Origin of the sequence: Paracoccus halophilus, assembly GCF_000763905.1 — a bacterium.
In the GTDB taxonomy this organism is placed as follows: Bacteria; Pseudomonadota; Alphaproteobacteria; order Rhodobacterales; family Rhodobacteraceae; genus Paracoccus; species Paracoccus halophilus.
In genome coordinates, this window is record NZ_JRKN01000006.1 from 21,304 (window position 1) to 40,983 (window position 19,680).

At 67.7% G+C, this 19,680-nt stretch carries 18 protein-coding genes; 7 read left to right on the plus strand and 11 right to left on the minus strand.

All coding sequences use genetic code 11. The features are described from left to right. The first annotated feature begins 19 nt into the window (after positions 1 to 19). The 4 genes from IT41_RS21955 (at position 20) to IT41_RS05880 (ending at position 3,980) form a co-directional block, all read left to right on the plus strand. Positions 20 to 319 carry a hypothetical protein gene (locus IT41_RS21955; RefSeq protein WP_197055979.1) on the plus strand — a complete coding sequence of 100 codons (300 nt, stop codon included), beginning with the start codon at positions 20 to 22 and terminating at the stop codon, positions 317 to 319. 166 nt (positions 320 to 485) lie between these two features. Next, the gene (locus IT41_RS05870) at positions 486 to 2,645 is read left to right on the plus strand and encodes an FUSC family protein (RefSeq protein ID WP_036739427.1); all 2,160 of its coding nucleotides are present in this window, start codon (positions 486 to 488) and stop codon (positions 2,643 to 2,645) included. 1 nt (position 2,646) lies between these two features. Continuing rightward, on the plus strand, positions 2,647 to 2,853 hold the full coding sequence (locus IT41_RS05875; protein ID WP_036739430.1) for a DUF1656 domain-containing protein: 207 nt from the start codon (positions 2,647 to 2,649) through the stop codon (positions 2,851 to 2,853). A 5-nt stretch (positions 2,854 to 2,858) separates the two neighbouring features. Then, positions 2,859 to 3,980: an HlyD family secretion protein gene (locus IT41_RS05880; RefSeq protein ID WP_036739431.1), complete on the plus strand. Its 1,122-nt coding sequence runs from the start codon at positions 2,859 to 2,861 to the stop codon at positions 3,978 to 3,980. Between the two features lie 52 nt (positions 3,981 to 4,032). Here IT41_RS05880 and IT41_RS05885 read toward each other — a convergent pair whose 3' ends face one another. From IT41_RS05885 to IT41_RS05900, 4 genes are all read right to left on the minus strand, one after another. Continuing rightward, positions 4,033 to 4,452, minus strand: coding sequence for a hypothetical protein (locus IT41_RS05885; protein WP_036739433.1), 420 nt, complete (start codon positions 4,450 to 4,452; stop codon positions 4,033 to 4,035). Between the two features lie 9 nt (positions 4,453 to 4,461). Further along, a complete protein-coding gene (locus IT41_RS05890) occupies positions 4,462 to 5,754 on the minus strand; it encodes a sulfite oxidase (RefSeq protein WP_036739640.1) in 1,293 nt (430 codons plus the stop codon). Between the two features lie 134 nt (positions 5,755 to 5,888). After that, positions 5,889 to 6,908 carry a YeiH family protein gene (locus tag IT41_RS05895; RefSeq protein ID WP_036739435.1) on the minus strand — a complete coding sequence of 340 codons (1,020 nt, stop codon included), beginning with the start codon at positions 6,906 to 6,908 and terminating at the stop codon, positions 5,889 to 5,891. 89 nt (positions 6,909 to 6,997) lie between these two features. Then, complete coding sequence (locus tag IT41_RS05900) at positions 6,998 to 7,207, minus strand: hypothetical protein (RefSeq protein WP_036739437.1); 210 nt, start codon at positions 7,205 to 7,207, stop codon at positions 6,998 to 7,000. Between the two features lie 475 nt (positions 7,208 to 7,682). On the opposite strand from IT41_RS05900, the gene IT41_RS05905 reads away from it, so the two are divergent. From IT41_RS05905 to IT41_RS05915, 3 genes are read left to right on the plus strand one after another with little or no spacing between them, the layout of a single operon-like run. Continuing rightward, on the plus strand, positions 7,683 to 9,527 hold the full coding sequence (locus tag IT41_RS05905; RefSeq protein WP_081967474.1) for an ATP-binding cassette domain-containing protein: 1,845 nt from the start codon (positions 7,683 to 7,685) through the stop codon (positions 9,525 to 9,527). Positions 9,528 to 9,551: 24 nt separating this feature from the next. After that, a complete protein-coding gene (locus tag IT41_RS05910; RefSeq protein WP_036739643.1) occupies positions 9,552 to 11,795 on the plus strand; it encodes a glycoside hydrolase family 3 N-terminal domain-containing protein in 2,244 nt (747 codons plus the stop codon). Then, positions 11,783 to 13,039: a glucoamylase family protein gene (locus tag IT41_RS05915; protein WP_036739439.1), complete on the plus strand. Its 1,257-nt coding sequence runs from the start codon at positions 11,783 to 11,785 to the stop codon at positions 13,037 to 13,039. The genes IT41_RS05910 and IT41_RS05915 overlap by 13 nt, the downstream gene beginning before the upstream one ends. Here IT41_RS05915 and IT41_RS05920 read toward each other — a convergent pair. The 7 genes from IT41_RS05920 to IT41_RS05950 form a co-directional block, all read right to left on the minus strand. After that, on the minus strand, positions 13,015 to 14,316 hold the full coding sequence (locus IT41_RS05920; protein ID WP_036739442.1) for a glycoside hydrolase family 15 protein: 1,302 nt from the start codon (positions 14,314 to 14,316) through the stop codon (positions 13,015 to 13,017). The genes IT41_RS05915 and IT41_RS05920 overlap by 25 nt on opposite strands. A gap of 2 nt (positions 14,317 to 14,318) precedes the next feature. Next, entirely contained in the window at positions 14,319 to 15,068 is a 750-nt protein-coding gene (locus IT41_RS05925) for an alpha/beta hydrolase (RefSeq protein ID WP_036739445.1), read from the minus strand. Between the two features lie 77 nt (positions 15,069 to 15,145). Beyond that, on the minus strand, positions 15,146 to 15,454 hold the full coding sequence (locus tag IT41_RS05930) for a putative quinol monooxygenase (RefSeq protein ID WP_036739447.1): 309 nt from the start codon (positions 15,452 to 15,454) through the stop codon (positions 15,146 to 15,148). A gap of 90 nt (positions 15,455 to 15,544) precedes the next feature. Beyond that, a complete protein-coding gene (locus tag IT41_RS05935) occupies positions 15,545 to 15,880 on the minus strand; it encodes a DUF779 domain-containing protein (protein ID WP_036739450.1) in 336 nt (111 codons plus the stop codon). 2 nt (positions 15,881 to 15,882) lie between these two features. Beyond that, positions 15,883 to 16,917: an alcohol dehydrogenase AdhP gene (gene adhP, locus IT41_RS05940; protein WP_036739452.1), complete on the minus strand. Its 1,035-nt coding sequence runs from the start codon at positions 16,915 to 16,917 to the stop codon at positions 15,883 to 15,885. Positions 16,918 to 16,999: 82 nt separating this feature from the next. After that, a complete protein-coding gene (adh, locus tag IT41_RS05945) occupies positions 17,000 to 18,526 on the minus strand; it encodes an aldehyde dehydrogenase (protein WP_036739454.1) in 1,527 nt (508 codons plus the stop codon). 108 nt (positions 18,527 to 18,634) lie between these two features. Further along, positions 18,635 to 19,621: a helix-turn-helix domain-containing protein gene (locus IT41_RS05950; RefSeq protein ID WP_036739456.1), complete on the minus strand. Its 987-nt coding sequence runs from the start codon at positions 19,619 to 19,621 to the stop codon at positions 18,635 to 18,637. Between the last annotated feature and the right edge of the window lie 59 nt (positions 19,622 to 19,680).

Here is a 19,680-nt window from a genome sequence, read left to right on the forward strand (position 1 = left end):
CCGCGTGACTGGGCCTTTGGTGCTGCTGATCCTTTCAGCACTTCCGGCACCCACGCATTACGGCGGGAATGGCGAGGCCGATCTGAAGATCGGACTGGCGCGAAGCAGCAGCGAAAGCAATGAGCTGGCAACGCCTATCCCCGGCACCGCCGCCATCACCGCGCCGCCGGTGATCGTGCAGGGCGGCGCGGTGACCACGGCATCGGGTCTTGCCTTCATCGCGGCGGCGACGGATAATCCCATCCGTGCAATCGACATCCGCACCGGGGAAACGTCTGGAGCGACGTTCTGTCCGGCGGCGGCCAGGCCAACCCGATGATCTATGAGCAGAATGGCAGGGAATATCTGGTGATCATGGCCGGCGGGCACCATTTCATGAAGACGCCACCCTCCGACGCGCTGGTGGCCTGCGCCCTGCCCGGCGCGCCATGACCGCGATCCGGCGCCTGACGCGCACCTGTAGGGGGCGCTAGATGCCGGAGCGGATGCAGGGAGCATTCAAGGTTGCGCTGGCCATGGTGATCGCGGGCTGGGCCAGCATGGCCCTTGGCTGGAGCGATACCAAATGGGCGCTGTTCTCGGTCGCCTTCTGCTTTCTGAACACCGGCGGCGAAACCCTTGCCAAGGGGCTGATGCGGCTCGCGGGCACCGTCATCGGGGTGGTGCTGTCGCTGACATTCCTGGCCCTGTTCGCCCAGGATCGCTGGGCCTACGCGGCCGCCGTCTCGATCTGGCTGTTCATCTGCGGCTGGTTCCTGTCGGGAAATTCCCGCATCTGGTACACATGGTTCGTCGGCGCCTTTCTGGTCATCCTGATGACCGAATATTCACAGCTCGACTCGCGCGCGGCATTCGACATCGCGATGGTGCGGCTGCAGCAGACCATGCTGGGCATCGGCATCTATACGCTGGTGGAAATCCTGATCTTTCCGGCCTCGACCCGCGATCAGTTCAAGGCCGATCTCGCCGCCCGGATCGCACAGGTCGGCCGGATTTTCCCGTCGCTGGCCGATGCCTTCCTGTCGGCGCCCGAGGATGCCACGAAACCCGAGGATATCCGCGATTTGCGCCAGTCGGTCACGCAATTGCGGATCATGCTGGGCGCGCGCCTGGACGGGGCGGCGGTCGACAGTTTCGACATCCTCGAAAACTACGGCGCCTGGCGCGACGCGGTGCTGGAACTGGAGGCGCTGATCGAGGGGCTGCTGAACTGGCGCCTGGGCTTCGCCAATCTGCAACAGGACGAAATCCAGCCGCTCGCGGCCGGTCTGGCGGCCGTTCATGACGAAATATCGCGCCGTCTGCAGGTGGCCGGGGACCTGCTTGGCGGCGCGGCAAGTTTCGAGCCGGCGCGCGACATCCCGATCCCCTCGGCCCGGCCACGACGCGCGGGCGAGGATCCCTTTGCGCTGGCCGCGCTGGAGGTCAGCCTGGGCGCGCTGGCCGAGATCGAGCGCGCATCGCGGGCGCTGCTTTTCGCGGTGGCCGAGGGCCAGGGCATGGCGCCGGGCGAAAGGCCGCCCCGGCGGCCGCACCAGGAACCGCCGGCAAGCATCATCCCGGACCCCGAGCGCTTGGCCATTGCGCTGCGCGTGCCGGTGACCTTCCTCTGCGCCTTCGCGATTTTCATCTATTTTCCGAACCTTCCGGCGGTCTCCACGGTGCTGGTCCTGGCCGCCCAGATGCCGCTGTCGATCTGCCGGATGCCGACCGCGCCGGTAAAGGTCGTGGCGATCATGGGCATGGCCATGATGCTGCTGGGGGCGGGGCTGCACATCTTCGTGCTGCCGCATCTGACCAGCTATACCCAACTTGCCGCCGTGCTGTTTCTGGTCAGCTTCGCGATCACCTATCTGTTCTATGAACCGCATCTGGCCACGGCGCGGACCCTCGGCTTCGGCATGACGGTGATCCTGCTGCAACTGGACAACAACCAGACCTACAATTTTCTGTTCACCGCCAATATGGTGGTCGGATTCCTGGTGCCCTTTGCGCTGCTGTGGCTGACCGCGATGCTGCCCGTCTCGTTCCGGGCCGAGCACGCGTTCCGGCGGCTGTTCCGCCGCTATCTCGGCTCGTTTCTCTGGCTGCTGAACTGGATGACCCGCGACCGCGGGGTCCGGGAAAGCTGGTGGCAGCGGCAGCTCCGCAACTATCATCTGCGCAGCATCAACGCGATTCTGCCCTGGCTGAGCAACTGGCTGCAGGTCATCCCCGACAGCATGCTTCCCAAGGAGGGCCGCGGACGGATGCAGGACCTGCTGACGACCATGGCCGCGATGTCGCAGCGCATCACCCGCGTCGACATGATCTCGCGGTCCGCGGGCTTTCACGAAAGCCATGCCAACATGCTGCCCGAAATCGCGCAATGGCGCGACGAGCTGATCCGGATCTGCAGGACCCTGCGCGACAGCCCCGACACCCTGACGCCCGACCCGCAGGACGGGACCGGCGCGGAACTGGCGCGGATCACCGCCCTCGCGCATGAAATCCTGAGGCGCTTCGGCGCGCAGTTCAGCGACGATGACAGCCGCGACCTGTTGCGTGAACTGGCCGCGCTGCGGGGTCTGACCCGGGCCGTCACCAGCCTCGTGCCGCCGGCAAGCGGCATCGACTGGACCCGACTGAACGATGCGAGGCTGTGACATGATCCCCAGGGAAATCGACATCTCCGGCGTCTATGTCTCGCCCTTGCTGGTGGTCGTCGTGATCTCGCTGATCGCATCATGGCTGACCGCCTGGCTGCTCAATCGCCTGCGCCTGTCCCGCCATTTCGTCGCGCCCCGACTGGTCTTCATGTCGATCCTGGCGCTTTACATCATCGCCTTCGGCACGTTCGCAATCCGGATCTGAGCCCTATGCAACCACTTTATCGCTACGCCCTGTCCGCGCTGATCATTCTGGCCGCCATCGCGGCGGTCAGCTGGCATTTCATCGATTATTTCCGCAACCCCTGGACGCGCGACGGCCAGGTCAGGGCCGATGTGATCCAGGTCGCGCCGCGCGTCTCGGGGCCGATCGTGTCGCTGCCGATACGCGACAATCAGCGCGTCAGCGCCGGTGACATCCTGTTCCAGATCGACCCCCGGACCTATCAGGCCGCGCTGGACGAGGCGCAGGCGATGTATGACCAGACGGTGAACAATGTCGCGGTCCTGACCAAGCGCGTCACCGCCGCCGAGGCGGGCGTCGCCGAGGCGCGGTCAAGGATCGTGCAGGCGGAAAGCCAGGTCATGGCCGCCGATTCCACGCTGACAGAGCTTCAGGAGCAGATGCGGCGCAGCGCCGCGCTGTTGCAGACCGCCGATATCTCGCAGGCGCGCTTTGATCAGGTAAAGCGCGATTACGACGTCAATCTGGCCAACAAGCGTCAGGCCGAAGCCGCCGTTGCCGGCGCCCGCAGCGCCCATGCCCAGGCCGAGGCGAAGCTGGCCGAGGCCCAGGCCGATCTGGGCGGCGAGGGGGAAAGCAACGAGCGGATCCGCGGCGCCGCCGCGCAGCTGGAAAACGCACGTCTCGATCTGGAGTTCACGACCGTCCGGGCCTCGCGCGACGGCTATGTCACCAATCTGGGCCTGCGGGTCGGCAGCCAGGCGGTGGCCAATCAGCCGATCCTGGCGCTGATCGACGAGAGCAGCTTCTGGATCGACGCCTATTTCCGCGAGACCTTCATCCGCGACATCCAGCCCGGAGATCAGGCCGTGATCACGCTGATGGGCCATCCGGACGACCCGTTCACCGGCACCGTGGACAGCATCAGCTGGGGGATCGCGAAGCAGGACGGATCGACGGGTATCAACCTGCTGCCCAATGTCCAGCCAACATTCCAGTGGATCCGGCTGGCACAGCGCATCCCGGTCCGGATCGATCTGGGCGAGCTGCCCGAAGGCGTGACCATGCGGATCGGTCAGACGGCATCGGTGCTGGTCCATGCCATCCCGTCCGATTCCGTGGTGGCCGCGCCGGCGCTGCTGCAATAGCGCCGGCCAGCCCGATCGTGCACCCGGCCCGGCGCGGAGATTCCCGCCGCTGCTATCTCTCGGACGAGAAATGCGTCTTGAGATAGCCAAGGATCGCCGCCCGGATTTCGGGTTCGGGTTCGACCATGCCCTGCTGCTCGACCATCCAGCCCCACAGATCGTCCCAGCGGGCATCGGTGATCCGCTGCTGCTTGATGATCTCGGTCGAATGGCAGGCGACGCATTGGTAATAGGTCTCCTCGGCGCCGGGCGCGTCGGGCAGGCCGCCGAACTCGGCGCTGGCGGCCACGCCATCCGCCGGTTGTTCGGTCGGCGCACGCAGCGCCACCATCGGATCGCTCAGCGATGGCCGCGCGGCCTGGGTCGCCGCGGCGCGCATCGGGTCCGGCCGGGATTGCGCCGATGCCGGCCCCAGAGCCAGGGCGAAAGGCAGCAGGGCGCCAAGGGCGGTGAATGTCGTGATCGCACGCATGACAGCCCCCTAAGCCGCGATCAGGGCGATACGGTGCTGCATGTTGTTGCCATAGCCGCGCGGGTTCCAGCCCGGCGTCGTCGAGGGCTGGCTGACACCGTTCATATCCGTCGCGCGCGCCCAGACCTCGTAATAGCCCGCCACCGGCAGGTTCACCTCGGCCCGCCAGCGCTGCCAGGCAAAACGGTTCGCGGGCGGCTCCAGCCTGGCCTCCTGCCAGGTCTGGCCGAAATCGACCGAGACATGCATCGCCGCGACATCGCCATTGCCGGCCCAGGCATGGCCGCGCACCTCGGTCGCCTGCCCCGCCGCGACATCGGCGCCGGTCTGCGGGAATGTGATCAGCGATTTTACCGGCATCTCGGTCATCACGACCATGTCGGATTCCGGCACCTCGGTTCCCGGCGCCACGGGATAGGCCGGCAGCCGATAGGAATAGCCGGTCATCTTGGCGCCGTCATGGACCTGATCGCGGATCCGGATGCGGGTCAGGTATTTCTGGCTGACCGAGCCGGGATAGCCGGGAATGACCAGCCGCAGCGGAAAGCCGTGCAGGGCCGGGATCGGCGCGCCGTTCATCGCCCAGGCGATCAGCCCGTCATCCTGCATCGCCTTTTCGATCGGCACCCCGCGCGAGATGACCTCTTTCTCCGGATCGCCGGACAGATGCACGTCATTGCCGTAATGCGCGGTATAGACTGCGCCGTCGCGCACGCCCGCCTCGCGCAGCACATCGGCCAGCCGCACGCCGGTCCATTCCGGGCAGCCGACCGCGCCGGTGGTCCACTGGTTGCCCGAGGCGCCGGGGTTGAAGAAGGCGCGCCCATTGCCGCCGCATTCCAGCACCAGCCGGCGGGTCACATTCTCGAAACGGGATTTCAGCTCGTCTATGGTCAGCTCCAGCGGGTTCTCCACCTCGCCATCGACGGTCAGCGTCCAGCCCTCGGCACTGGCGTCCAGCGCGCTTTGCGGCACCAGCCCGTTCATGCGGATGAACAGGCGGTCATAGGGCGTCACGTCATCGTCCAGAAGATGGGCCGGCGTCTCGGCGTTCAGCGGCCTGTCGCCCAGCACGATCAGGCCGTTCTTGCCGGTCATCAGATCCAGCCCCGTATCCTGCGCCAGCGCGGCCGGGATCAGCCCGGCGGGCATGTTGGCGCCAAAGGGAACCGCCATGCCCAGCATCGCGCCAAAGGCCGAAAGGCCGGTGCCGCGCAGGAATTCGCGCCGCCCGGCCCAAGGCGGGCTTTGCCCCGGCCCGGTGTCGTCCCCGCGATGTCCGTTGGCTGCCTGATCCGTCATGTCTTCCTCCCCTTGCTGGCCGGTGTGTTGCTGCGAACACCTCTGCGGCTTGCTGTCATTTGTCGTCATGATGACATATTCGGGGATATCGCCCAAATGTTTCCGTGACGGGCGGATGACAGGCGGATGGCGGCCTAGCCCAGGAAATACAGCCCGGAGACGATGAAGGCAGCCAGAAAGACGGTCTCGGCCACGATCAGCGCGATGGCGCCGCCCCCGACCCCGAGCATCTTCCGAAGCGAGGTCTTGATCCCCACCGCCGCGATTGCGATCAGCAGCGCCCAGCGGCTGATCTGACCGGCCCATCCGGCCAGCACGGCCGGGATCAGGCCAAGGCTGTTCAGCGCCGCAAGCACCAGAAAGCCAAGGATGAAGCCGGGCAGCAGCGGCGGCGGCGACCCGCCGCCGGCATCATCGGCGAGGCCGCGCCAGCGGATGACCAGCGAAAAGCACAGCACCACCGGCGCCAGCATCGAGACGCGGATCAGCTTGACCAGCGTCGCGACCTCGCCCGCCTCGGGGCTGATCGAGAAACCGGCGCCGACGACCTGCGCGACATCGTGAATCGTGCCGCCCAGAAACAGGCCCGAATCGCGCGCGGTAAAGCCAAAGGCTTCCGACAGCATCGGGTAAAGCACCATGGCAAGGGTCGAGAGCACCGTCACCGACAGCACGGTAAAGACCAGATCGCGCTCGGATTTCTCGTGCCGGGGCAGGACGGCGGCGATGGCCATGGCGGCCGAGGCGCCGCAGATCGCGACCGATCCACCGGTCAGCAGCGCAAACCGCCAGCCGCGACCGACGAAACGCGTCGCCAGCAGCGCGAACAGGATGGTCAGCACCACACCGGCCACCACCAGCGCGATCGAGGCGCCGCCAAGCGCCGCCAGCATATCGACCGAGATGCGCGCGCCCAGCAGCGTCACCCCCAGCCGCAACACCGTGCGCGAGGTGAAGGCGATGCCCGGCGCGGTCCGGGTGCCGTCATCTGCCAGAAAGTTCAGCGCCAGCCCCAGAAGCAGCGCCAGCAGCATCGCCGGCGCGCCATAATGCCCCGAGAGGAACTGCGCCGTCGCCGCCACCAGAGCCGAGACGGCAAAGCCCGGAAACGCCTGTTCCAGCTGGCGGCGCGAGGGGATCAGGGTGTTGAGCATTTTCGTCTTCAACCTCGGCGCTCGCGATCTGCGCGATCCTGAAGGCGTTGCCGGTCACTTCTGCCGGGCGCTTCTGACCTTTTGGGCCTTCAGGTATATCTGATCACCAGCTTTTCCGCGCGGCATGACGAGCACATATCGCGCCGCCGGTCAAAACCTCGCATGGCGGCCAGTTCGCGGGTTTTGCGGTTAGCGTGCTGCCTGACCGAAAGGCGCAGTTTTTCTGTGATGCAATCGTCGCATAGCGGAAACGGCGACTGCCGTTTGATGAGATCGCTGACATTTTCGAGGACGGTCATATGCGCACCTGTATGTTTACCGCTCTGCTTACATGCGGGGATTGCCCGACGCACGGTCAAATTTCAAAGTGAAACACTACCAGCAGTTAATTTGCCAAAGCCCGGCGCCCGGCGCGGGGCCTGCCCAGAGCCGGGTTATGACAGTTGCCAACATGATACAGTCGCAAAAGCTATCCAAAACGACATGTCGATATATGCATAGGCAACTTATCGCCCATGCATATATTTGATATTGTGATTTTCATAGGCTGATTGCGAACACGCGGGGAATCGCTGTCGCAACCGGCACCAAACCTGAAACATGCCGGCAAAATCGGCCCGCAGGCGCTTGCGCGCCCATGCGGCAAGGCACGGATGTGCCACGGCATCAAGGAGGCAGAGCAAGCAAGAAAGAGGCAGGCAAGTGCAGCGGTTAAGCGGTTTTTGGGGTCTGTTATCGGCCTATTGGATATCTGAACGGTGGCGCGAGGCATGGGTGCTGACGGTGATCGTCTTTGCGATCACCACATTGCTCAGCAAGGCCAGTGTCTGGGTCGCCATCGCCAGCGCGGGTTTTCTGGCCTCGCTGGCGGGTTTCCATGGTGCCGAGGCGGGGACCGATCCGGTCCGGGTGGTGCTGCTGGCGGCAGCGGCCTATCTGGCGATTTTTCTGGCCCGGACGGCCGGGGTGGCGCTGAGGCATCTGGTCTCGGCGACGCTTCACCGGCGCGCGCGGGGCTGGCTGGTCGGCCGGTTCAATGACGCGATCCTGGCCGACGAACGGATCGCCCTCGACCTGATGAGCGACCGCTCGGAATCGAACGGCAGTTCGCGGATGCCCGATGCCATAGACCAGCGGATCGACGAATCCTCGGCCAGCCTTTACGGCGGCGTCATCGGGCTGGCGATGGGGCTGTGGGGGGCGCTGACCTCGATCTATTTCGTCTCGGTCGCGCTGATGGAGCGCAGCCAGAGCGTGGCTTTCCTCGACCGCTGGGGGGCGCAGGCGAACGCGGCGCTGGAACGCTGGCTGGGGCCGGGGCGCATCGATCTGGTTCCCGGCGACAGCGGCGCGGCGCTCTTGGCGCTGGCGCTGGTCGCGATCTATGTCCCAGCGATGACCTTGATCGCCTGGCGGCTGGGCCGCATCATCGAGCGGCTCAGCCTGCAGCGGCAGCGCCGCGACGGCGCCTGGCGGGGCGAATGGGTCGGCCTGCTGAACCGCGTCGGACAGCTGTCGGCGGCGCGCGGAGAACGCGCCCAGAGCCGGATCAACGGCCGGCTCTATGCCGATCTGGACCGGACCTGGGGCAAGCAGAACTGGCTGACCGCCGGCATGATGATGTTTACCAATCTCTATAATTTCCTGTCCGCCCGGCTGCTGGCCTATCTGCCGGCGCTGCCCGCCTATATGGCCGGCCGGATGAGCTTTCGCGATTTCGTGGCCAGCAGCGAACTGACGGCCGAGCTGATCAGCGACGTGTCCTGGTTCATCAACGTGATGCCCGCGATCGCCACGCTGCGCGCCAATGCCGCCCGCCTGACCGAGGTCGCCCACGCGATCGAGCGGGTGCGCGCGCGGCAGGATTTCTATGCCGAGACCGGCCTCAGCCGGTTCCGGCGCGACCGCCTGCCCTCGGGTCCGGTGCTGGCGCTCGAGGGGCTGCGTCTGCACCATCGCGGCCATGACACGCCGGCCTTCCTGACGGTGCCGAAGCTGCGGCTCTATCCGGGCGACCGGATCTACCTGTCGGGGCAGAACGGCTGCGGCAAGAGCAGCCTGCTCAAGGCGGTGGCCGGGCTCTGGCCCTATGGCGAGGGGCGGGTCTCGCTGCGCGAGGGCGCACGCCTGTTCTTTGCCGGGCAAGAGGCCGACATTCCCGACCGGATGACATTGAAGGCGCTGGTCACCTATCCCGACCACCCCGAGCAGCATTCCGATATCGCCGCCGCCGCCGCGCTGTCGCGGGTGGGGCTGGGATCCTTCATCAACTGCCTCGAAGAGGGCCTTTACCAGGGCCGGAACTGGCGGGACGTGCTGTCGGGCGGCCAGAAACAGCGGCTGGTGCTGGCCCGCATCCTGCTGGCGAAACCCGACATCCTGCTTCTGGACGAGGCCACCGCCGCGCTGGATACCGATGCCGCGATGGATTTTCACCTGATCCTGCGCGACAGCCTGCCCCGCACGGCGATCCTGTCGGTCTTGCACGGGGAATACCCGCCATGCGACCCTGACGGGGTGCCGTTCTATGCCGCCGCGCTGGAGATTCGCGACGGCATGGCGCGTCTGCGCCCGGGTCTGGCCGGCGATTACATCACCGTCCGGCACGCGGCGGAATAAGGGCTTCGCAGCAGGGGCGGGCGGATGCAGGAACAGGGCGCTGTCGCGCAACTCATGGCGGCGATGACGCTGGCCGAAAAGATCGGCCAGCTGAACCTGCTGGCCGCCGGCGAAGGGCTGGTGACCGGCGCCGGGCAATCCACATCCCTGTCGGGCCGACTGGATGCCGGGCAGGTCGGCGCGATCTTCGGCACCAAGTCGCTGGCCAGCGCGCGGGCCATGCAGGAACGCGCCTTGGCCGGGTCGCGGCTGAAAATCCCGCTTTTCTTTGCCGAGGACGTGATCCACGGGCATCGCACGGTCTTTCCGCTGAATATCGCGCTGGCCTGCAGCTGGGACATGACCCTGATCGAGGACACCGCCGCTTTCGCCGCCGCCGAGGCCGCGGCCGAGGGGCTGCATCTGGCCTTTGCGCCGATGATCGACATCAGCCGCGATCCCCGCTGGGGCCGGGTCGCCGAAGGCCCGGGCGAGGACCCGCTGCTGGCCGCGCGCATCGCCGAAGCCGCGACGCGCGGCTTTCAGGGCCAGGACCCGGCCGGGCCGGGCCGGCTGGCCGCCTGCCTCAAGCATTTCGTCGCCTATGGCGCGCCCCAGAGCGGCCGGGATTACGACAATGTCAGCCTTGCATGGGAGGATCTGCTGTCGATCTATCTGCCGCCCTTCGAGGCCGGGATCGCGGCGGGCGCGGCCTGTGTCATGACCGCCTTCAACGCGGTCAACAAGCTGCCGATGCACGCCCATGAGCCGCTGGTCGAGGGCTGGCTGCGCGGGCGCGCCGGCTTTGCCGGGCTGGTGGTCTCGGACTATACCGGCGTGCGGGAACTGTCGGCGCATGGGCTTGGCCCGGCGCCGGTGGTGGTGGCGCGGGCGCTGCAGGCCGGCATCGACATGGACATGGTGGGCGAGGATTATCTGCGCGAACTGCCGGCGCTGGCCGAAGACGGGCTGGACGCGCCCGAGGCCGGGCTGTCGCTGCCCGCCAGCGGGATCGTCGCGCTGATCGACCGCGCCTGCCGCCGGGTGCTGCAATTCAAGGAACGGCTGGGGCTGCTGGACGATCCGTTTCGCGGGCTGGACGGCACCACCCCGGCGCCCGCGCGACAGGCGGGCCGCGATCTGGCGCGCCGGGCCGCCGCCCGGGCCGCCGTGCTGCTGAAGAATGACGGGACATTGCCCTTGTCGCGCTCGGCCAGGGTTGCCTTGATCGGCCCGATGGCGGCGGATCGGGCGAATATGCTGGGCACATGGTCGGTCTCGGGCAGCGCCCGGGATGTCGTGCCGCTGCACGAGGCCGTGGCCGCGCTGACCGGGCGCGCGCCTGCGCGCGCATGGGGCGCGAATATCGTCGATGAGCCATGGCTGGAACAGCGGCTGAATGTGCATGGCGTGACCGTGACCCGCGACCCGCGACCCGAGCCGGAATTGCTGGCCGAGGCGCTGGCCGCCGGCCGCGCGGCGGATGTGATCGTGGCGGCGGTGGGCGAGGCCAGGGAACATGCGGGCGAATCCTCCTCGGTCCTGTCGCCCTGCCTGCCCGCCCCGCAATGCCGGCTGATCGCGGCGCTGGCCGGGCTGGGCAAGCCGCTGGTGGTGGTGGTCTTTGCCGGCCGGCCGCTGGCCCTGGGCGAGGTCGCGACCCAGGCCGATGCGCTGCTTTACGCCTGGCATGGCGGCGTCGCGGGACCCGAGGGCGTGGCGGATCTGCTCTTTGGCGCGGCCAGCCCGGCGGGGCGGCTGGCGGCCACCCTGCCCGCCCATCCCGGCCAGATGCCGCTGTCGCATGCCGCCGAGCCGACCGGCCGGCCCGATCCCGGCCATTTCGCCAAGTTCCGCACCGGCTGGCTGGACCTGCCCGACGATACGCGGCCTTTTCCCTTTGGCTTCGGCCTCGGCTATGGCCGGATCGCGTATGACCCGCCGCGCCTGTCTGAAAACGCCGCCCCGTCCGATCAGGTCGTGGAGCTGCGCGTGACCATCCGCAATGCCGGCGCGGCGCGAATGACCGAGACGGCGCAGCTTTACGCCAGCGACCCGGTGGCCCGGGTCACGCGCCCCGAACGCTGGCTGATCGATTTCCGGCAGGTCGGGCTGGGTCCCGGCGAAAGCCGTGAGGTCGTCTTTCAGGTCCGCGCCGAACAGTTCCGCTATCCCGTCGCGCCCGCGCTGGACGCGGTGGAATGGCTGCGCGATCCGGGCCTGATCCGGCTGCATGTCGGCCCCAACAGCCGCGATACGCAAATGGTGGAACTGACATGGCTGGACTGATCCGGGGCCTTGACGACGCCGCGCTGCGCGACCGCGTGGCGCAGGCGACTGCGCTCTATTTCCTTGACTGGAGCCACCCTGTCAGCGGCATGGCGCGCGAACGCAGCGGCGGCGCCTTTGGCTATGATGTCGAGGAAACGGTCTGCACCGGCGGCACCGGCTTTGGCCTGCTGGCGCAGATCGTCGCCGCCGAACGCGGCTGGCGGCCAAGGCGCGAGATCCTCGACCGGGTCGTGCGGCTGCTGGGTTTTCTGGAAACCGCCGACCGTTTCGACGGGGTGTTTCCGCATTTCCTGCATGGCAGCACCGGGCGCGTCCTGCCCTTCATGCCCGGCGACGATGGCGGCGATCTGGTCGAGACGGCGTTTCTCATGCTGGGCCTTCTGGGCGCGGCGGCGTTCTTTGCCGAAGAACCCTCGGTCACCGCGCGGATCGAGGCATTGTTCGACGCCGTGAACTGGGCGGCGCATCTGCGCGAGGATGGGGCGGTGATGTGGCATCGCCACCCGGATCGCCCGTGGAAGCCCGAGGCGCTGCCGATCCGGGGCTGGAACGAGGCACTGCCGGTTTTCATCCTTGGCGCCGGGTCGCAAAGCCACCCGATCCCGGCTGCCTCCTATCACGACAGCTGGGCCCGGGCGCCGGCCTTTCGCAATGGCCGCAGCTATGGCGGCACGGTGCTGCCGCTGGGCCCGGACTGGGGCGGGCCGCTGTTTCTGTCGCAATACCCGTTTCTGGGGATCGACCCGCGCGGGTTGCGCGACACCTATGCCGATTACGGCGCGCAGGCGCGGGCGCATGCGCTGGTGAACCGACATCATTGCCTGACCAATCCGCAGGGCTGGGCGGGATACGGGCCGGATTGCTGGGGGCTGACCGCCAGCGACGACCCGGATGGCTATGTCGCCCATTCCCCGACCGAGGATACCGGCACCATCACGCCCACCGCCGCGCTGTCCTCGTTTCCCTTTGCGCCCGACGAGGCGATGCCGGTGCTGCGCCATCTGCATGACGATCTGGGCGGGCGGATCTGGGGCGAGGCGGGCTTTGTCGACGCCTTCAGCCTGACCCGTGACTGGGTGGCCGAAAGCCGGCTCGCGATCGATCAGGCGCCCATCGTGATCGGGCTGGAAAACCACCGCTCGGGGCTTTTGTGGCGGCTGGTCTCGGGCCGGCCCGAGATCCGGCGGGGCTTGCGCGCGCTTGGCTTTTCCGCGCCCTATCTGGACCCCGCCCGCGCCTGAAGCGCCATGTCCCGCGCCGCCGCCGCCGCCAGAAAGGCCGCCGCCGACCAGGCAAGGTCAAGGCACGAGACCGGCCTGCCGTCGCGGCGGTCGAACTGTTCCGGCAGCGGCCCGGCGGGTTGCGGCGCGACCTGCTGGATCAGATGCATCCAGGCCTCGGCCCTGGCGAATGCCCCGGGCTCGCCGGTGGCGGCGATGCGGTAATGCAGCTCGGCAAAGCCCAGCGTCGCCGGATACCAGGGATTGCCGTCGAAATAGGCATCCCCGAGCCAGCGGCCGATGGCCGCCACCGGCCGGTCGCGATTGATCGGATAGAGATCGGCAAAGCCCGCCTCCAGCGCGGCCATGGTGGCGCGCATGCGCGGATGGGTGATGGCAAACGGCCCCGAATGGCGCCCGGCATGCAGGATCGCAAGACAGGTGGCCGCATCCAGCCGCCCCGCAGGGGCCTCGACGCTTTCGCGCCAGCCGCCGGTCGCCGGGTCCTCGGCCGCCGCCAGCAGCGCCGCCACCCGGTCGGCAGCGGCGCGGAGCGGCGAATCGGGGGCACCCTCGCGCCCCTGCGCGCAACCCCGGTCGAGCGCGTCCCATTGCGCCAGCAGGGTAAAGGTCGTGCGGCGGGGCGGCGTTTCCTCCCACGGGCCGATGCAGGGCCGGCCCGCGATCCGCGCCGTATGGGTCAGGTCGCGGGCAATCAGCGCCTCGGCCCCGGGCCGGGCGGTGTCGGGCAGCAGGTCCAGCATTTCCATCACGGCCGAGGCGCGCAGCGCCGGGCCATCGTCCTGCGGCCGGCTCCATTGTTCGGGATCGGGCGTGCCATCGGCCGCGACGCGCGGCTCTTCCAGCCAGCCGGCGCCGCTTAATGCCGCCAGTTCCGCATCCGCGCGCAGATATTGCGCATGGCTGGCGCGGGTCGTCACGCGCAGCGGGTTCCGCGCCGGCCCGCGCCGCCCGGGATCCGAGATGGAGAGCGAAAAGCCGATGAAATCCGCCAGATGCTGCCGCCAGAAGGCCCGCGTCCCGGGCTCCGTCGCGATGGCCAGCGGCACGGCGCGCAGGACGATGGCGGAATCGCGGACCCAATGGTGAAAATAATCCGGCTCGGGGTCCCAGCCCGCCATGCGCGGCGAGGCCAGCATCGAGCCGGCCGCCGGGCGCAGCGTCCAGCCGAAGCCTGCGCGGTGACGGGTCAGATGCGTGGCCGAGCAGGCGCCGCGCATGGCGCGCGCCGATGCCAGCCGCTGCGCCTCGATCCAGCCGGGATCGGGTCGGCCCATGCTCAGGCGCCAAGCGCCATCAGGGCATCCGTAAGCACCCGGCCGCATTCCTCGCCCATCGGGCAATGGTGCTGACCCGGCAGCGCGGCAAAGAAACGCCCGTTCGGCGCCGCGCTGAAATAGGCGCGCGCGTCCTTGAGCGGCACGAGCCCGTCCTCGGCGCCGGTGACCACCGCCAGCGGCGCGGCGATGCGGGCCAGGGCGGGGGCGGCGTCGGCCGCCTCCATCTCGGCGAAATAGCCCGGCGCCTCGCGTTTGACCGCCTCGATCGCGGCGGGGCCCATTGCCTCGCGCGCCGCCAGCAGCACGCGGCCGGAAAGCGGCGGCGAGACGGCAAGGACGTGATGCGTCTCGGGCGATGCGGCGGCCAGATGCGCGATCGCATAGGCGCCGATGCTGTGGCCGGACAGGGCGCGCGGCGCGTCCGGCCATTGCCGGGCGAGCCAGGTCCAGACCCCGGCGGCGGCGCTGGTATGGCCCGAGAATGTCACCTGCTCGGGCGGGCCGGACAGCGGCAGGGCGATGGAATTGGGCAGTTCGGGCGCGGCGACGCGCCAGCCGCGGGCCAGATAGGCCTCGGCAATCTCGGCGATCTGCGGCTGGCCGGGCGCGCCATTGCGGCCATGGACCAGAAGCACCGTGCCGCGCGGGCTGCCCGATGGCGCGGCCACGACCACGGGTATGTCGCCGCGATCGGTCGCGACCACGAACCGCTTGCTGTCGTCTGCCCAGATCTGCGCCGAACCTGTCATGAAACCGATCCTAGCCGGAAGATTCGTCGGCTCCAATATGCTCTGTTGCAGCGGCCGCAAGATTCGTCAGAGGCGCCTTAGCCCCCGGTCGAGACCTGAATATCGCGCGCGATCGCGGCCGAGACCCGCGCCCATTCCGAATCCCGGGTGCGGGCCTGATGCGCCTTGAACGCGGCCGCGTCGGTGAATTCCTCGTCCAGCCGCCAGACCATCGGATCATCGGTTGCCCGCGCCTCGAAGGACAGGCAGCCCGGCTCGGCGCGGGTCAGGCGGACATGCTCGGGCAGGTGCGCGCGCAGGATTTCCGCCTCGGCCTCGGAGGCGCATTTCAGATAGCCGCTGACCCGGACGGTGCCGGTGTTCTGCCCCGTGTCGTCGTTTCGCATGACGTTTTCCCCTGGCTGTGCCCCGGCAGGCTTGCCGCTAGGCCGCGCCCTGTCAAGCGGGGGCAGAGGAATACCTGACAGGGCGCGGGTTCAGATCTCGCAGATCTCGGATCGGGTCAGGAAACGCCGCTCGCGGCCATTGTCCAGGCTGAACATGCCGCCGCGACCGGGCACCATGTCGATGATCAGCCGGGTATGTTTCCACGCCTCGTACTGGCTGGCCGAGATGTAGAAGGGCATGCCGCCGATCTCGCCCAGCTTCACGTCGCGTTCGCCGACGCGAAAGTCGCCCTGCGCATAGCACATGGGCGAGGACCCGTCGCAGCAACCTCCCGACTGGTGAAACAGCACCGGCCCGTGCTCGGCGACGATCTCGGCCAGCAGTTCCAGCGCGGCGGGGGTGGCGGTGACGCGGTCCTCGGCCATGGTCAGGCCGTCAGGTCCAGGACCACCCGGCCCTCGATCTGGCCCTTGTGCATGCGCGCGAAGATGTCGTTCACATCCTCCAGCCTGCCGCTGTGCACATTGGCCTTGACCTTGCCTTCGGCGGCGAAATCCAGCGATTCCTGCAGGTCCAGCCGCGTGCCCACGATCGAGCCGCGCACGGTGATCCCGTTCAGCACCATGCCAAAGATATCCAGCGGGAAATCGCCCGGCGGCAGGCCGTTCAGCGACACGGTGCCGCCGCGCGCGACCATGCCCACGGCCTGGGAGAACGCCTTGGGGCTGACCGCGGTGACCAGCGCCCCCTGCGCGCCACCGCCGGTTTCGCGCTTGATCGCGGCGGCGGGATCGGGGTCGGTCGCGGCATTGACGGTAACCGTCGCGCCCAGCTTGCGGGCAAAGTCCAGCTTGGCGTCGTCGATATCGACGGCGGCGACGTTCAGCCCCATGGCCCTGGCATATTGCACCGCCATATGGCCCAGACCGCCGATCCCCGAGATGACCACCCAGTCGCCGGGCTTGGTATCGGTGACCTTCAGCCCCTTGTAGACGGTGACACCGGCGCAAAGCACCGGGGCGATTTCCAGAAAATCGACCCCCTTCGGCAGATGGCCGACATAATTCGGATCGGCCACGACATAATCCGCGAAACCGCCATTCACCGAATAGCCGGTATTCTGCTGGCTTTCGCACAGGGTTTCCCAGCCGCCCAGACAATGCCGGCAATAGCCGCAGGCGGTGTAAAGCCAGGGCACGCCGACGCGGTCGCCCTCTTTCACATGCTTGACGCCGGCGCCCACGGCCGAGACAAAGCCCACGCCCTCATGCCCCGGAATGAAGGGCGGATTGGGCTTCACCGGCCAGTCGCCCTCGGCCGCGTGCAGATCGGTGTGGCACACGCCCGAGGCCTGGATCGCCACCTGGATCATGCCGGGGCCGGGTTCGGGGATGGGGACCTCGTCGATGCTGAGCGGTTTGCCGAATTCGCGCACGACGGCGGCCTTCATGGTCTTGGTCACGTAAAAATCTCCTGAATGGTTCGGTCATCAGACAAAGGGGTGGCAGGGGCGGGCCGGACCCGCCCCGCGGCCGGCTTGCGGATCAGAAGAAGCCCAGCTTCTTGGGCGAATAGCTGACCAGCATGTTCTTGGTCTGCTGATAATGATCCAGCATCATCTTGTGGGTTTCACGCCCGATGCCCGACTGCTTGTAGCCGCCGAATGCCGCATGGGCCGGATAGGCGTGATAGCAGTTGGTCCAGACGCGCCCGGCCTTGATGCCGCGGCCCATCTGGTAGCAGACATTCGCCTCGCGCGACCAGACACCGGCGCCAAGGCCGTAAAGCGTGTCATTGGCGATCTCAAGCGCCTCGGCCTGATCCTTGAAGGTGGTGACCGAGACCACCGGGCCAAAGATTTCCTCCTGGAAGATCCGCATCTTGTTGTTGCCACGGAAGATCGTCGGCTCGATGTAATGACCGCCCGACAGATCGCCGCCCAGATCGGCCGCCTTGCCGCCGGTCAGCACCTCGGCGCCCTCTTTCCGGCCGATATCCAGATAGCTCAGGATCTTTTCCTTCTGCTCGCTGGAGGCCTGGGCGCCGATCATCGTGGCGGCGTCGCGCGGGTCGCCCTGCTTGATCGCCTGCACGCGCTTGACGGCGCGTTCCATGAACTTGTCATAGATCGATTCCTGGATCAGCACGCGCGACGGGCAGGTGCAGACCTCGCCCTGGTTCAGCGCGAACATGGTGAAGCCTTCCAGCGCCTTGTCGAAGAAATCGTCATCCTCGCGCGCGACATCGGCGAAGAAGACATTGGGCGACTTGCCGCCCAGTTCCAGCGTGACCGGGATCAGGTTCTCCGCCGCGTATTGCATGATCAGCCGGCCGGTGGTGGTTTCCCCGGTAAAGGCGATCTTCGAGATGCGCGGATTGCTGGCCAGCGGCTTGCCGGCCTCGAGCCCGAAGCCGTTGACGATGTTCAGGACGCCCGGCGGCAGCAGATCGCCGATCACATTGGCCCAGACCATGATGCTGGCGGGGGTCTGCTCGGCCGGTTTCAGCACCACGCAATTGCCGGCGGCCAGCGCCGGGGCCAGCTTCCAGCAGGCCATCAGCAGCGGAAAGTTCCACGGGATGATCTGGCCGACGACGCCCAGCGGCTCATGGAAGTGATAGGCGACGGTGTCGTTGTCGATCTGCGAGATGCTGCCTTCCTGCGACCGCAGCACACCCGCGAAATAGCGGAAATGGTCGATGGCCAGCGGCACGTCGGCGGCCATGGTCTCGCGGATCGGCTTGCCGTTGTCCCAGGTCTCGGCGGTGGCCAGCAGCTCCAGATTCGCCTCCATCCGGTCGGCGATCTTCAGCAGGATGTTCGAGCGCTCGGCCGGCGAGGTCGCACCCCACTTGTCCTTGGCGGCATGGGCGGCATCCAGCGCGGCCTCGATATCCTCGGCGTTCGAGCGGGCGATCTCGCCGATCTCGGCGCCGGTGATCGGGGTGGTGTTGGTGAAATACTTGCCGGATTTCGGCGCGACCCAGTCGCCGCCGATAAAGTTGTCATAGCGCCGCGCAAAGGGCAGCGCATCGACACCCTTGAAGTCATGTGTCTGGTCGTTCGGCATGATATGTCCTCCTCTCGTGACCGGCTTATCAGGCCGGCTCATCTGGAAGGCTGCGCCCGGCGGGGCATCAAATCAACGCGGCTGTGGCCGCGCATCGCGCGAACTGTTTCAGGTTTGAGACAGTCGGCCGGGATTTCCGTCGATGCCCAGCCGCTGCATCCGCCGGTAGAGCGTCGCGCGGCCGATTCCCAGGGCGCGCGCGGCGGCCGAAACATTGCCCTCGGCCCGGGTCAGCGCGCGAATCACGGCGGCGCGCTCGGCCTTTTCAAAGCCGGTCGCGCTGTCCTCGCGGCCGAGCAGGTCGGAAGCCGGGCGCGGCCGCAGCGCGCCCTCTTTTTCCAGCCCGTAGGCGCGGCGCGCGGCGCGGTTGGCGCCGATCGCGATATCGTCGCGGTCCACCGCCACGAGCAGAAGCGCATCCTCGGCGCCCGGTGCCTGACCGGGGATCTGGGCGCTGATGATCCGCGCGCCGGGGAACGAGGCGCGAAAGAACGCCGCCTCGATCTGGCGGGCGCTTTGCGTGACCTGCGCGGCGATCAGCCCGTTCCAGCGTTCCGTGTGATCGGCGCGGGCAGAGCTGACATCCAGCGCCCCCAGAAGCCGCCCGTCCGGTCCCCAGATCGGCGCATCGATGCAGGACAGCGCGGTATTGCGGGCATAGAAATGCTCGTCGCGATGGATGGTGACCTGCCGCCCCTCGGCGAGGCAGGTGCCGATGCCGTTGGTTCCCTCGGCCGGCTCGGACCAGTCCACGCCCTGCCACAACCCCCAGTCGCGAAACACCGGGGCGTCGGCCTCGTTCACCCGCTGCTCCAGCACGATGCCATCGGCATCGGTCAGCAGGACGTTGCAGCCGGTGGCGCAGACCAGCTGGAAAAGCTGGTCGATCTGCGGCCGCGCGACGGCCAGGAAATCGCCCATGCGCTCAATCCGCAGCGCGGTTTCCTGTTCGGTCATCCGGCGCAACTGTTCGGGCCGGGCCGGGTCCAGCCCGTGCTTGACCATCGAGCGGCGCCAGCTTGCGGCCAGACGCGTGACGGCGGCCGGCGATTGCGACGCGCGGACCACGCGATCCACATGGCGGGTCTCGGGCAAGGCTTCCTCCCTTTCCTTACACGATCCGGCGATTATTCCCCACCGCGCCCTGCGGGGCA